The sequence below is a fragment of the Lysinibacillus antri genome (assembly GCF_003977595.1).
In the GTDB taxonomy this organism is placed as follows: Bacteria; Bacillota; Bacilli; order Bacillales_A; family Planococcaceae; genus Ureibacillus; species Ureibacillus antri.
The window spans coordinates 1-14,572 of the sequence record NZ_RYYR01000047.1; the positions used below are offsets into that span (position 1 = coordinate 1).

Annotated in this window: 13 protein-coding genes and 1 rRNA gene; 7 read left to right on the forward strand and 7 right to left on the reverse strand. The window is 35.7% G+C overall.

The genetic code is table 11. From position 1 onward, the window contains the following. Positions 1–171 (reverse strand): 16S ribosomal RNA (locus tag EK386_RS19170); the annotation flags it as partial. A 430-nt stretch (positions 172–601) separates the two neighbouring features. Continuing rightward, positions 602–1,507: a DMT family transporter gene (locus EK386_RS19175; protein ID WP_126660793.1), complete on the reverse strand. Its 906-nt coding sequence runs from the start codon at positions 1,505–1,507 to the stop codon at positions 602–604. Positions 1,508–1,621: 114 nt separating this feature from the next. Here EK386_RS19175 and EK386_RS19180 point away from each other — a divergent pair, with 114 nt between their 5' ends. Further along, positions 1,622–2,338 carry an MgtC/SapB family protein gene (locus tag EK386_RS19180; RefSeq protein WP_179966071.1) on the forward strand — a complete coding sequence of 239 codons (717 nt, stop codon included), beginning with the start codon at positions 1,622–1,624 and terminating at the stop codon, positions 2,336–2,338. Positions 2,339–2,352: 14 nt separating this feature from the next. Beyond that, entirely contained in the window at positions 2,353–3,351 is a 999-nt protein-coding gene (locus EK386_RS19185; protein ID WP_126660794.1) for a cation diffusion facilitator family transporter, read from the forward strand. A 40-nt stretch (positions 3,352–3,391) separates the two neighbouring features. Here the strand turns inward: EK386_RS19185 and EK386_RS19190 are convergent, their stop codons facing one another. From EK386_RS19190 to pruA, 3 genes are all read right to left on the reverse strand, one after another. After that, positions 3,392–4,555: an iron-containing alcohol dehydrogenase gene (locus EK386_RS19190; RefSeq protein WP_126660795.1), complete on the reverse strand. Its 1,164-nt coding sequence runs from the start codon at positions 4,553–4,555 to the stop codon at positions 3,392–3,394. A gap of 92 nt (positions 4,556–4,647) precedes the next feature. After that, positions 4,648–5,892 (reverse strand): Glu/Leu/Phe/Val family dehydrogenase, encoded by a 1,245-nt coding sequence (locus EK386_RS19195; protein ID WP_126660796.1) that lies wholly within the window; start codon positions 5,890–5,892, stop codon positions 4,648–4,650. A gap of 273 nt (positions 5,893–6,165) precedes the next feature. Next, on the reverse strand, positions 6,166–7,713 hold the full coding sequence (pruA, locus tag EK386_RS19200) for an L-glutamate gamma-semialdehyde dehydrogenase (protein WP_126660797.1): 1,548 nt from the start codon (positions 7,711–7,713) through the stop codon (positions 6,166–6,168). 169 nt (positions 7,714–7,882) lie between these two features. Between pruA and EK386_RS19205 the strand changes: the two genes are divergently transcribed. Then, positions 7,883–9,190 carry an AAA-type ATPase lid domain-containing protein gene (locus EK386_RS19205; protein WP_126660798.1) on the forward strand — a complete coding sequence of 436 codons (1,308 nt, stop codon included), beginning with the start codon at positions 7,883–7,885 and terminating at the stop codon, positions 9,188–9,190. A gap of 322 nt (positions 9,191–9,512) precedes the next feature. On the opposite strand, the gene yugI is transcribed toward EK386_RS19205, so the two are convergent. After that, positions 9,513–9,884, reverse strand: coding sequence for a S1 domain-containing post-transcriptional regulator GSP13 (yugI, locus tag EK386_RS19210; RefSeq protein WP_126660799.1), 372 nt, complete (start codon positions 9,882–9,884; stop codon positions 9,513–9,515). A 220-nt stretch (positions 9,885–10,104) separates the two neighbouring features. Between yugI and EK386_RS19215 the strand changes: the two genes are divergently transcribed. Then, on the forward strand, positions 10,105–10,314 hold the full coding sequence (locus tag EK386_RS19215; RefSeq protein WP_126660800.1) for a helix-turn-helix domain-containing protein: 210 nt from the start codon (positions 10,105–10,107) through the stop codon (positions 10,312–10,314). Between the two features lie 42 nt (positions 10,315–10,356). Here EK386_RS19215 and EK386_RS19220 read toward each other — a convergent pair whose 3' ends face one another. Next, a complete protein-coding gene (locus tag EK386_RS19220; RefSeq protein ID WP_179966070.1) occupies positions 10,357–10,617 on the reverse strand; it encodes a DUF1871 family protein in 261 nt (86 codons plus the stop codon). 186 nt (positions 10,618–10,803) lie between these two features. On the opposite strand from EK386_RS19220, the gene EK386_RS19225 reads away from it, so the two are divergent. From EK386_RS19225 to EK386_RS19235, 3 genes are all read left to right on the forward strand, one after another. Beyond that, complete coding sequence (locus tag EK386_RS19225; protein WP_439331246.1) at positions 10,804–11,994, forward strand: MalY/PatB family protein; 1,191 nt, start codon at positions 10,804–10,806, stop codon at positions 11,992–11,994. A 207-nt stretch (positions 11,995–12,201) separates the two neighbouring features. Next, complete coding sequence (locus EK386_RS19230; protein WP_246027734.1) at positions 12,202–13,773, forward strand: ATP-binding protein; 1,572 nt, start codon at positions 12,202–12,204, stop codon at positions 13,771–13,773. Next, positions 13,770–14,441, forward strand: a complete 672-nt coding sequence (locus tag EK386_RS19235) for a response regulator (RefSeq protein ID WP_126660803.1) — start codon at positions 13,770–13,772, stop codon at positions 14,439–14,441. The genes EK386_RS19230 and EK386_RS19235 overlap by 4 nt, the downstream gene beginning before the upstream one ends. The last annotated feature ends 131 nt before the right edge of the window (positions 14,442–14,572 follow it).

A 14,572-nucleotide genomic window follows, 5' to 3' on the forward strand; every position in this document is an offset into this window, starting at 1 on the left:
TATTAGCTCCGGTTTCCCGGAGTTATCCCCAACTATAGGGCAGGTTGCCCACGTGTTACTCACCCGTCCGCCGCTAACCTTTAGGAGCAAGCTCCCAAAGGTCCGCTCGACTTGCATGTATTAGGCACGCCGCCAGCGTTCGTCCTGAGCCAGGATCAAACTCTCCATAAAAGAGAAACTTTGATTAGCTCAAATTTCTTGCTGGCATCAATTATGATGTCCAAATTTCGTTTCTCAACTTAATGAGAAACTTTATTTCATTAACGTTTTGTTGTTCAGTTTTCAAAGTTCATTGTGTAACCTTTTTCCAAAAGCAACTCTTATATAATAACAAATATCAAAGTATCATGTCAACACTTTTTATTTTACAAACTTAAGAATCGTTTTCAAAGGATTACTTATCCTCAACTCCATCTCTTTTGATGACTCGTTGTTAAGGACAAGTAATAATATACAATAATTAAAATTAGTAATCAAGCTTTTTTATAAAAAATTTATAGCACTTCATCTATTTTCATTTCAAATTTCTCCTATAAACCATCCAAATGTTATTAATATAAAAACCATCAGCGCAATAATATAACTAACTATCTTCAAAACATCATGATTTATTTGAACGACTTAGAAACTTTTTGAAGATTTTTATATCCACTACAAACAATGTAATACCTAATAAGACAACGATTCCACCAACAATTTGTGAAATGATTAGTTTTTCGGCAAATACAAAATAAGCTAGTATCGCTGCCCCAATCGGTTCGAACAAGACCGCAATCGAAATTACATTTGTACTTACCCATTTAATGGCCCAGTTAAATAATGTATGACCTAATAGATTTGGAATTATAGCAAGTAACAAGAACCAAATCCAATCCATCGTAGGATACGGACCAAAAGATTCCCCTTTAATAAGTACATAGAAGAATAAACAGATTGTACTTATTGAATATACGACCATCGTATAGGTGATCAAAGAGATTCGTTGACGCACATCTTGTCCAAAAAGTAAGTAGCCTGTTATGAGGGCACATGCAATTAACGCTAACATATCACCATAAAATGCAGTCCCACTTATTTTAAAATCTCCCCAGCTAATTAAAAAACTGCCGAATACTGCAATGACACCCGAGATGATTGTCTTTATCGTTAGCTTCTCTTTAAAAAAGAAATACGTGCCGATAAAAGCAAATAGCGGTTGTAACGTGACAAGAACTGTTGAACTTGCAACCGAGGTGTAGTTTAACGACTCAAACCATAAGATAAAGTGAAAGGCTAAAAATATACCCGCAATAGAAGAAAAGATCCAGTCCCTTTTTACAAGTAACTTTATTTCATGTACATACTTTACAAAAAATATAGGACTCATAATTAATACTGAAAACAACATTCGATAAAATGCAATGACACCCGCGTCGGCATTAGCTAATTTAACTAATATAGCGGATAACGAGATTGATATAACTCCTATAATTATAGGAATATATGGGTGTATTGGTGGTTTTTCCATTTTCTTATATCCCCATTCATATTTATTTGCTATATTTTAAAAACAAGATTTTAAACTTATTTTGGCATTGATAGCCAATAGAATCAATATAAAGGAGGGGATAAATTGGACATAATGTTTTTAAACGAACCTTTTTCATACGAAATTGTAGTAAAACTAGTCGTTGCTGCCACACTAAGTTTAATTATCGGGATTGAGCGGGAGTTAAAAAAGAAACCTGTTGGATTGAAAACAAGTTTGGTAATTGCAACATTTAGTTGTTTATTAACCATTATTTCAATTGAAGCTGCCTATAGTACACCTGCTCGTGACGATATTAATATTACAATGGACCCTCTACGATTAGCTGCACAAATAGTAAGCGGAATAGGTTTTTTAGGAGCTGGGGTAATTTTACGTAAAGGCAACGATAGTATTACCGGATTAACAACTGCTGCTATGATCTGGGGAGCTGCTGGAATTGGTATAGCCGTGGGGGCAGGTTTTTATATAGAAGCTTTTGTAACAGTTGTGATTGTTGTAATTGGTATTGAATTAATCGCACCATTCCTATTAAAAATTGGCCCAAAACGATTACGTATGAGAGAACTTTCTTTGAAGGTGCGCTTATCAGAAGAAGAAAACATTCATAGCTTACTCACGTTTATGAAAGAAAATGATATGTTTATTGAACATATTCGAATAAAAGACATCCCTGTTTCAACTGATCAAGTATTATTCGAAGTTGATATTAAATTTTCCACATTATTTCGTACAGATACGATTTCAATTTACCACACATTGCACACACTACCTTATGTACAGAAAATCGAAATTGAAAACCTAGGATAATTGGAGGAAACATAATGGGAGAAATCTTGAAATTATTAAAAGGTGGCAATAAACCTTCTCTTATTGCTTCATTAGTCAATCTATTTTTAGGAATCATAAAAGGTGTTGCATATTTCTTTACAGGAAATGTCGCCATGTTTGCGGAAATGATGCACTCCCTTGGTGATGCTGCCAACCAGTTTTTCGTTTTTATTGGTTCTGCGTTATCAAAAAAAGCGCCTACACGAAGATTTCCTAATGGATTTGGACGTGTCGTCAACTTAGTATGTTTAGGTGCTGTATTAATCGTTGCTATACTTTCTTATGAAACAATAAAAGAAGGTTGGCATCATCTTCTACATCCTTCCGAAGATTCAAGTGGAATACTAATTGCTTTAGGTGTCTTGTTAATCGGTATCGTATTAGAAGCAACTGTATTGCATAAAGCTGCTGTCGAAGTTTTGCATGAAGCTGGTGTTGAAAAAGCAGGGTTTGCAGCAGTTCCTAAATCTGTTGCTTACCTAAATCGAGCAAAGCCAGCAACAAAGCTTGTATGGATGGAAGATTTAGTCGCAACTTCTGGTAACGTATTAGCCTTTTTAGCCATTATCATTGCATACTTTACTGGATGGGGTGCTTTAGAAGGCCTTGTTTCCATGATTATTGGGGTTATGATGTTTTATGTTGTTGGACGGGTATTCCTTGATAACGCTCGCGGTGCTATTGGTGAAACAGATGAAGAGATGCTTATTCATATCGGTAACTTAGTGATGGAAGATCCCCATGTTACTGACATCAGAAGACTCGAAGTAGTGAAAGAAGGCGAATTTTTACATGTTGAGTTAGTTGCTGAAACTGACCCGAATCAGTCCCTTGCCTATTTAGATGATGTACGTGATCATCTTGTCGAACTAATTATGAGCCAAAAAGGTGTAACAAAAGTGACGCTATCTTTTGATGAAGAGGATGGAATTACAGAATGGAAACACCATCTAAAAGAAAAACAACAATTAAAAGCAAATCAAAATAAATAAAATGAAACCTTGCGAAATTTTCATCGCAAGGTTTCATTTTTTATAAAGACATTTTCAAAATTTCACGTACATCTTCTGCTTGTAGCACTTTAAATCTTCCGAAAGGTCCATTAATCATAGACTTTTCAACTAATGTTTCAAGTTCAGAGTCGTCTATATTGTAGTCGGCTAATCGACTTGGTGCGCCAATCGATTTCCAAAATTCACTTAAACGGTTAATACCTTCATTAGCAATCTCCTCAGTGGATTTCCCGTTAGGATTCACATTGAATACACGGGTAGCAAGCCCTGCAAAACGTTCTGGATTTACCGCTACATTATAGCGCATCCAATTTGGGAATAAAATCGCTAAGCCTCCACCATGTGGAATATCATATACCGCTGATACAGAATGCTCGATATTATGTGTTGCCCAATCCCCGCGCGAACCCATTGATAAAAAACCATTCAATCCAATTGTCCCTGCAAGCAAAATTGTTTCACGAAGTTTATAATTATTTAGATCCTCTATTAACTTTGGTGCAGTATTGATAACTGTCCGTAACACACCCTCACACATTTCATCTGTAATTGGTGTATTCGTTGCGTCATGGAAATACTGTTCAAACACATGGGACATGATATCGACCATGCCATATACAGTATGGTTTTTTGGTACAGTAAAAGTATACGTCGGATCTAAAATTGAAAACTTCGGCATCACAAGAGGGTTCCCCCAACCGTACTTTTCTTTCGTTTCAAAGTTTGTAATAACCGATCCCGCGTTCATTTCTGAACCAGTTGCGGATATTGTTAAGATTGTCCCTAAAGGTAGTGCATCGACAATAGCTGTCTTGTGGATAACAATATCCCATGCATCCTCATCAATTTTCGCACCAGCCACAATTAATTTCGAACAGTCAATAACAGATCCTCCACCTACTGCTAACACAATATCAATGGATTCTTTTTTACAAATTTCAATTCCTTTTCGTGCCGTTTCAACACGAGGATTCGGTTCAACTCCGCTCAATTCAAAAACATTCATCTTTAAATTTTTGAGTATGGCCATCACTTCATCATAGAGGCCATTTTTCTTAATACTACCTCCACCATAAACAACTAAAATATTTTGCCCATATTGTGGTAATTCCGTTTCAAGTTGGCTTATTTGTCCTTTACCAAAATGCAAACGAACTGGATTATAAAATGAGAAACTATTCACTCGTCTAGACACCTCTTTTTTAAAGTTAAAACATTTTTCACAAAAAAAATGCTATGTAAGAAGTATTACCTTACATAGCACATTTTATAGGATTAAACCCATCCACGGAAGCGAGAAGCCTCTGCTGTACGACGCACCCCAACCATATATGCAGCTAAGCGCATGTTAATATTGCGGCTAGTTGCTGTTGTATAAACGTTTTCGAATGCATCAACCATCTTTTTATATAATTTTTCACGAACTTCTTCAGCCGTCCAGTAATACCCTTGATTGTTTTGTACCCATTCAAAGTATGAAACTGTAACACCACCTGCTGACGCTAACACGTCAGGAACAAGTAAAATACCACGTTCAGTTAAAATTTTAGTTGCTTCTGCAGTAGTCGGACCATTAGCAGCTTCTACGACGATATTCGCTTTAATATTGTGTGCATTTTCAGCAGTAATTTGATTTTCAATCGCAGCTGGCACAAGAATATCGCAATCAAGTTCTAATAATTCTTGATTTGTAATCGTATTTTCAAATAATGTAGTGACAGTACCAAAACTATCACGACGATCTAATAAATATTCAATATCTAAACCGTTTGGATCGTGTAATGCACCATAAGCATCTGAAATCCCGATCACTTTTGCACCTAAATCGCTCATAAATTTCGCTAAGAAACTACCAGCATTTCCGAACCCTTGAATCACAACACGTGCGCCTTTAATTTCAATATTACGTTTTTTCGCTGCCTCTTGAATAACAATTGTCACCCCTTCAGCAGTTGCACGGTCACGACCTTGTGAACCACCTAGTACAATCGGCTTTCCAGTAATGAATCCAGGTGAGTTAAACTCATCCATACGGCTATATTCATCCATCATCCATGCCATAATTTGCGCATTTGTAAAAACATCTGGCGCTGGAATATCTTTTGTAGGTCCAACAATTTGGCTTATTGCACGTACATATCCACGACTTAATCTTTCAAGTTCACGCATTGACATTTGACGCGGGTCACAAATGATACCACCTTTACCTCCACCATACGGTAAATCCACGATACCACATTTTAATGTCATCCACATCGAAAGGGCTTTCACTTCATCTTCATTCACACCAGGATGGAAACGTACTCCACCTTTTGTTGGTCCAACCGCATCGTTATGTTGTGCACGGTAAGCTGTGAATACTTTTGTTGTACCGTCATCCATATCAACAGGGATACGAACATGTAGCATACGAAGTGGTTCTTTTAATAAATCATACATTGCTTCATCATAACCCAGTTTATTTAACGCTTCTTTGATTACATCTTGAGTTGATGTAAATAGATTTAAATTTTCAGACATGTCAACTCGCCTCTTTATAATAATAATTGTCATTACCGCAAACATTGTATCACACTTAACTGTTAAATGCTTACAACATTTACATTGAACTCTTTATTTAATAGTTATTATTTTTATGTTACGAAGATTCTAAACAAAAATTAAAGAAATTTCTAAAAGAAAGCAGGAATGAACTAGTTCTACTAAATCAACTATAAGAAAATTAGCTCCTCCTCTATATCTTGTAAAAAAAGCAGACGCATTAAACGCCTGCTTTTTAATTTTTTGTTAATATTATAGAGTTTCGGATACTGATTTAGCTTGCATATGAAGTGTTAAGTAGTCTGGGCCACCAGCTTTTGAATCTGTACCTGACATGTTGAAGCCACCAAATGGTTGATATCCAACTGTTGCCGCTGTACATCCGCGGTTTAAGTATAAATTCCCAACATGGAAATCTTCACGAGCTTTTTCTAAGTTAAAACGATTATTTGAAATAACTGCACCCGTTAAACCGTAAACCGTGTTATTTGCAATATCAATTGCTTCGTCAAAGTTCGTAGCTTTTGTTAATGCTAATACTGGACCAAAAATCTCTTCTTGCATAATACGAGCTTGTGGATCAACATCGGCAAATACTGTCGGGTGGATAAAGTAGCCCTTCGAATCGTCTGATTGACCACCCGCAACTAAGCGACCTTCTCCTTTACCAATCTCAATGTATTCTGTAATTTTCTTAAATGCACCTGCATCATTTACAGGACCAATGAACGTTTCAACGTTTGTTGGATCGCCAACTACTAATTCGTTCGTTAATTCTACTACACGATTTAGTACCGTTTCATAAGCATGGTCGCCAACAATTACAGCACGTGAACATGCTGAACATTTTTGACCACTAAAGCCAAATGCACTTGTTACAATTGCTTCAGCTGCTAATTCTAAGTCAGAATCATCATCAACTACAATTGTATCTTTACCGCCCATTTCAGCAATTACACGTTTAATCCAAATTTGTCCTTCGTTTAATACAGAAGCACGTTGATTGATACGTAGACCTACATCACGTGAACCTGTGAAGCTGATGAAACGTGTACGTGGGTGATCTACTAAATAATCCCCTACTTCAGCACCAGAACCTGGAATGTAGTTTACAACGCCTGCAGGAAGACCTGCTTCTTCCATAATCTCCATAAACTTATAAGCAATAACTGGCGTTGTAGAAGCTGGTTTTAAAAGAACTGTGTTTCCTGTTACAGCAGCCGCAACTGTTGTACCTAACATAATTGCAAATGGGAAGTTCCATGGTGAAATAACAACACCAACACCTAGTGGAATATAAGAGTATTTATTAATTTGACCTGGGTTTTCTGCTAATGGTTTACCTTCAGCAAGCTCTAACATTTGTCGACCGTAGTATTCTAAGAAATCAATACCTTCTGCGATATCACCATCTGCTTGTGGCCAAGGTTTTCCTGCCTCTTTCGTTAACCATGCACAAAGTTCAAATTTACGACGGCGCACAATGGCTGCTGCTTTAAAAAGAACTTCTGCACGGATACGTGGGTCTACTCTTTTCCATGAATTAAAAGTAGAGTCAGCAATCTGCATTGCTTTTTCAGCAAGTTCTTGCGTTGCTTTAGAAACATTTCCTACGATTTCTGATGTATTTGATGGGTTATAAGACGTAATTTTTTGTTCTGTTGTAATCCGTTCGCCACCAATAATTAATGGATAATCTTGTCCTAGTTCACTTTCAACCTTTTTTAAAGCTTCTAAATATGCTTGACGATTTGCCTCATTTGAAAAATCAGTTAATGGCTCAGATTTGTATGGAATCATAATTATTCCTCCTTAAGATCATTATGCTTAGAATGCGTTTTTTCATTAAAAAACATAAGTGCAAAAAATATTTGCGCCAAATCCGTATTTCTATATATAATAATGCAAAAGATTGTTGCGTTTTTCAAGTGATAATTACTAAAAAGTTGAATTTTTTGAGGTGAATGAATTGTTTTCTAATATTAACCACTTAACTAAGTTTTACGAATATGCCGTCGACTACGTATCAGTAGGAATACACGCGGTTGATCGTAATGGTCATACCGTTTTATACAATAATAAAATGAAAGAAATTGAAGGTTACAATATTGAAGATATTTCTGAACGATCCATTTTAGATATCTTTATGTTCCAACAAAATGACAGTACATTACTCCGTGTTCTACAAACGGGTGTAAAGGAAATGAATGTGAAACAAACCTATTGGAATAAAAACGGTCATGAAATAACGACAATAAATGATACGTTTCCGATTTTACATAATGGTGAAATTATTGGTGCAATCGAATTTGCGCGAGATATTACCTCCCTTGAAAAATTAGTGTACCAACCTTTAAGACGTTATGGTGAGCCATTAACCTTCGATGTGATCACTTCTGTTTCTGAACAAATGAATCAAGTGATTGAAACGGCGAAAAAAGCTGCACATGCTCGCATTCCAGTATTACTTATAGGTGAGTCCGGTACTGGAAAAGACTTAGTGGCAGAAAGTATTCATTATGAGCTCAATCCTATCAATGATGAATTTGTTACGTTATTTAGTAGAAGAACAAATCAATCCATAATAGATAAGATCCAAAGTTACTTAACCTATGAAAAGTCCTTCACATTTTTCTTTGAGCGAATCGAACTATTATCATTACCGATGCAAAACCAACTTCTTGAAACTTTAAATACACTATCAACAGGAAAACATATGATCATCGGAAGTATTGGAGATGACCCAATTGATCTAATTAGCAATGGTCAATTATTAAAGGACCTCTATTATTATTTCGCTTCAATGACGATATCTATACCACCTCTTAAAGCAAGAAAAGAGGATATTAAACCTTTTGTTCAGGATTATTTTAGCCGTCACCGAGAGCGTTTCAACTCAAACATACAAGGTGCTTCTGATGACGTATTAGAACAATTTCTTCAATATGAATGGCCAGGAAACTTAAAAGAGTTGGAATTATTGTTAGATGAAATTGCGTCAATGATTACCAATGAACAACTCGTTACATCTGAAATGTTGCCTTTGCATTTTCGTTTTAAAATTCAACAGCTCGATCAAACTACACGTAAACCGGACTTTTTCATCAATCAGTCAAATAAAGAACTCCTTCCACTAGAAGACTATATGCGAGAAGCAGAGAATTATTATATTCAAACGGTATTAAATATGCACGAGGGCAATATTACAAAAGCAGCAGGTGCTCTTGGTATGAGTCGACAAAATTTACAATATCGACTTCGGAAGTTAAAAAAATAAATATGAACTAACTATTCTCTAATAACTTTTTAAATTTATACTTTGATGTTGATGCGAGCGGGCTTAGCACACAAGCCGCAAAGCCATGTTGTACCTGGCTTTACGACTTGTCTTCGTGCTTTGTGAAAGACCCGCTCACATATAATTACACCTACTAATATTTCTGGATATAGTACGCGGCTTACAGTGGTAGGCCGCGACTTCTATATCAAGCTAACTACATTAAACCTTCGAAACTGATATATTCATTTAATAAAAGAACTCATGAAATCTCTTTACAACAAAAAAGGTATGTAGCGTTATGCCACACACCTTTTTTGTATTAATGACCTGATTGTTCGATCCAGTCTTGTAGTTTGTCTTTTAACGATTTAAATCCGTTTGCGTCACTTTCGTCTACACGATCTTGTAATGTCTTTCTTGGTACTTCTTTTTTTCTTTGAGTAGGTATTTCTTGTAACGCACGAGTTGATAAGCTAATTTTGTCATATTGCTCATCAACATCTAAAATTTTCACTTGAATTTCGTCCCCCACTTTTAGATAATCCGCTACATCTTTTACAAAACCATATGTGATCTCTGAAATATGGATAAGCCCTTGTGTTTCTTCGTCTAACGCTACAAAAGCCCCGTAAGGTTGAATTCCAGTTACCTTGCCTGTTACAACTTCACCTACTTCATATTTTTTTGGCATAAGGCACTTCCTACTTTCTTTATCTACATAAATGTCATGTTAAATTATAACATATGATATGAAACTGAACAAAGAATCACCATTCAAGCAAATATTGACAAATCACTTTGAAAGATTATAAAAAATTTTCGCTTTTTAGACAAAATATTCGGATAATTCAAAAGGGTTTCCGAATATAATAAGAATTACTAGTGTATTAAAAGAAAGGAAGTGCTCATAGATGAAAAATAAATTTCATGAACAATTAAAGTTTTTACGAGAAGAAAAGAATTGGTCATTAGAGGACTTATCTAAAAAAACACAAGTAGGAATTGAAAAACTAGCTTTATATGAAAGAGGCGAGCTCATTCCTTCTATTCAAACGATTTTAAAATTTTCTACAGTATTAGAAGTGCCTGCATCAAATTTGATGGATGGCATAAAAGCATAAATTAAAAGAGGATTTCCTACTTAAAGGAGATCCTCTTTTTATTTATATAATACATTTTGCTTCAAACTTAATTGCAATTAACTTGTAGGAAATCGCAACACATTTTTCAAAAGGGATCCATTGCTCAAAAGAGTATTCATAAACATTTTGAATGATCTTTGCTAGTTTAGTAGGATCATCAATACCTTGTAGAGCCGCTACGACATCAGCTGCCTCTGCATCATAACTATCAACACCGACTTCAAACGGGTCCCACTTTTTTAAAAGCGCAATAGCCTTTTGATTCATTATAATATTTTCCAAAGCTTCCACCCTATTTTTACTATTTACTATGCTATTATATATTACATAATAAAAAAGTGAAAGGCGCTCGTCCAGCTCCGACAGACACTGGAGACTTTCGACTAGCATGCTTGCATGCGTAGGAGGAAGTTGAAGTGGCCGAGGAGCTAGCACCTGTAGCTAGACATCCTAATAAAAAAGAAATGAGTGATAGATTTGTTTAATTTTGATGAACTACACAATCGAAAAAATACGAATAGTTTAAAGTGGGACCTTTTTAAAGAACGTTATAAGGCACAATTTAAAATAGCAGACGCTTCAGACATTTTACCAATGTGGGTAGCGGATATGGATTTTGCCATTCCACAGGTAATTACAGATGCCATTAAAGAAAGACTTGACCATCCAATCTTTGGATACTCTTACGTAAGCGATGCTTGTAAAGATTCAATTAAAAATTGGTTTTCACGTCGTCATGATTGGACAATTGACACAAATACAATCCTGTTCCATCAAGGTGTCGTTCCAGCACTAGCAACAATTATCGAAACATTCACACAACCTGGAGATAAAATTTGTGTTTCAACACCGATTTATCCCCCATTCTTTAGTATCCCTTCCGTACAAAAACGTGAAGTAGTGGAAAATCTTTTAATTACGACAGACGACGATTTTGAATATGATTTTGCTGATCTTGAAGAGCAATTTAAAACAGGTGTAAAAGTCTATATTTTATGTAGCCCACACAATCCTGGTGGAAAAGTATGGTCGAAAGAGGATTTAGAAAAGCTTGTTCAATTATGTATTCAATACGATGTGCTGTTAGTTTCAGATGAAATTCACGCTGACATTGTATTTGATGGATTTAAACACATCCCAACATTAACAGTAAAAGATGCAGATAAAGCAAAAATTATTACATGTATTGCCCCAACTAAAACGTTCAATATTGCGGGCATCCACGCTGCGATGATGGTTGTTCCAAATGTAGAACTTCGTAATAAATTAGCTTTAAATAAGGCTGAACATGGTCGTGATGATTTAAATATATTGGCGGCTGCAGCTGTAAAAGCAGCATATGAACAAGGTGAAGAATGGGTAGATGCGATGATTGCCTATGTTTCAAATAATATGGACTATGTGGTAGAACAGTTAAATCAACTAGAAGGCATTCGCGTCACAAAACCTCAATCTACTTATCTTATTTGGATAGACTATCGTGATACAGGTCTTTCAGAAGATGAAATGATGCTTCGCTTACTTGAAAAAGGAAAACTTGCCATTGAACCTGGTACAAAATATACCGAGGCTGGTAGAGGATTCTTACGTATGAACGTAGCATGCCCATTCGAAACAGTAAAAGATGGCGTTGAACGATTCAAAAAAGCTTTACTTTAAAATAGAATTCTTAGAACCACGTGATGCAAATTTCACTTGGTTCTTTTTTTAGTAACAGTTATTGGTAATTACTTTTTTCCCTTGATGCTCTTTATTCTACAGCTTCCTTTTTATATACTAATCTAATATGAGAAATGACAGAATAAAATTTCAATTATTAAAAATTAGCATTTATCGTCTACTATAATGGGGGTGTCAGCAAACTTTATGGAAAAACTCTCATTACAATTTAAAATGTTCATCTTTTCGTTTATCATCGTATTTTTTTCAATCGTTACAAGTGGAGCGATGATGATACATAATATAGCCGGTGCATTTGAGAAGGAGTTTGGAGCCAGAGCCATTGCGATTGCCAGAACAGTTGCACAAATGACGGATGTCCAAGAAACGGTTGGCACACAAAAAGGTTATGAAGTAATTCAGCCCATTGCAGAACGGATACGTTTAGCAACAGATGTGGATTATATTGTTATTTTCGATATGAATGGTGTCCGTTATTCTCACCCTTCCGAAAGTAAGATTGGAACTATGTTAGAAAACATCGATGAAAATCCTGCTTCTTCTCAACATGAATACATTTCAAAAGCGCTCGGAATTCAGGGATTTTCCATCCGCGCTTTTGTTCCAATTATGAACAGTGAAGCAACAAAACAAGTCGGCGTGATCAATGTAGGAATCTTATCACCAAAATGGTATATGCTAGTCGAACAGTACAAATCCGATATTTTATTCTCTCTTTTTTGGGGAATTCTCATTGGTGTTTTTGGATCTATTCTCATCGCTAGACATATCAAAAAACAAACACTTAATTTAGAGCCTTATGAAATTGCTCGGATGGTGCAAGAAAGATCGGCCATTATGCAAGCAATGGATGTTGGGATTCTCGCTACCGATGAAAATGGCAATATAACGTTTATTAATCGTCTAGCTAGACAATATACACACTACTTCGGAAAAGATGGCACCATTGAAAGAGTATTTAAAGATACTTGGTTAGCCGAAGAAAAAGGCGAACAACATCACAGTTATCGCCCACTTTTAATGTTTGAACAAATGTATTTAGTCCGTACTTTTCCAATTCGAATAAATTATAAAAATGCCGGTTCCTTAATCATGATTACAGACCGCCAAGAAGCACATACACTGGCAGAACAATTAACCGGTGTGAAAGATTTAGTCGATACGCTTCGTGCTCAACATCATGAATCATTAAATCGATTACATAGTATTGCGGGTTTAATTCAACTAAACAGAAATGAAGATGCCCTTAGTTTAATTATCGATGAAATAACAGATGAAGAAGCAATTATACAAAAATTACGTGATAAAATTCATGACTACTCATTACAAGGATTATTACTAGGTAAACATTCCCGTGCAAAAGAGCTTGGTGTAGAGTTAATAGTAGATGAAGAATCCAATTTAGTTGATTTTATGACAGGTTTTTCAAGCGGTGATATGGTCACGATTATCGGTAACTTAATTGATAACGCAATGGAAGCATGTCTAACAAAAGAAACGCGAGACGTAAATATCGTCATTCAGGGAGATAAACAGTTTCTATTTATAGAAATTCAGGATAGTGGAATTGGGATAGCCGGCTCACCTGACAAAATATTTAATCATGGTTATACGACAAAACTACAAAAAGAAGGTCATGGCATAGGAATGGCCTTAATTAAGAAAATTGTCGAATCAAATAAAGGAACAATTCAAGTTACATCTGAAGTGGGGATCGGAACAACAATTACGATTATGGCAGGGGGGATCCATTCGTGACAAAAATTTCAGTATTTATTGTAGAAGATGATCCAATGGTGTTGGATGTGAATAAAAGCTTCCTACAGAAAATGACACAGTTTCAGCTCATTGGAGAATCTCAAAACGGTCAAGAGGCATTTGAACAAATCAAGAAAGTAAAGCCACACTTAGTATTACTTGATATGTATTTACCCGACATTTCAGGTATCGACTTGTTTCAAAAACTACGTAACGAACGTATTCCTTGCGATGTTATTATGATAACCGCAGCTAGAGATACAAAAACCGTACAAGAAGCGATCCGTATGGGCGCTGTTGATTATTTAGTAAAACCGTTTCGTTTTGAACGATTTGAAAAAGCTTTACAAACCTATTACCAAACAACGAAAAAAATCTCAAACACGACCACTGTTGCTCAAGAAGACATTGATAAATTGTTCGGTTATCAACAAGAAGCGGATTTAGTTTTACCAAAAGGATTAAATGACATTACGATGAAACAAATTTTAGATGCATTAAACGAGATAGACGGTTCCATCACATCGGAGCAATTAGCACAAAACGTCGGTATGGCACGTGTTACAGTTCGAAAATACTTAGACTTTTTAGCGAATAAAGGAAAAGTTCAAATTGATTTAAAATATGGTACAGTCGGCCGACCAACTAAGTATTACTCAATTAAATAGTCTTAGACAAAGCTTATAAACTAACGTTTATAAGCTTTCAGATTGTCGACAAAAGGCTTTCAGAATGGTCTCATTCTGAAAGCCTTTTGTCATTTTTCCGGATTTTTGGGTATTATATCGATTTATTTTAA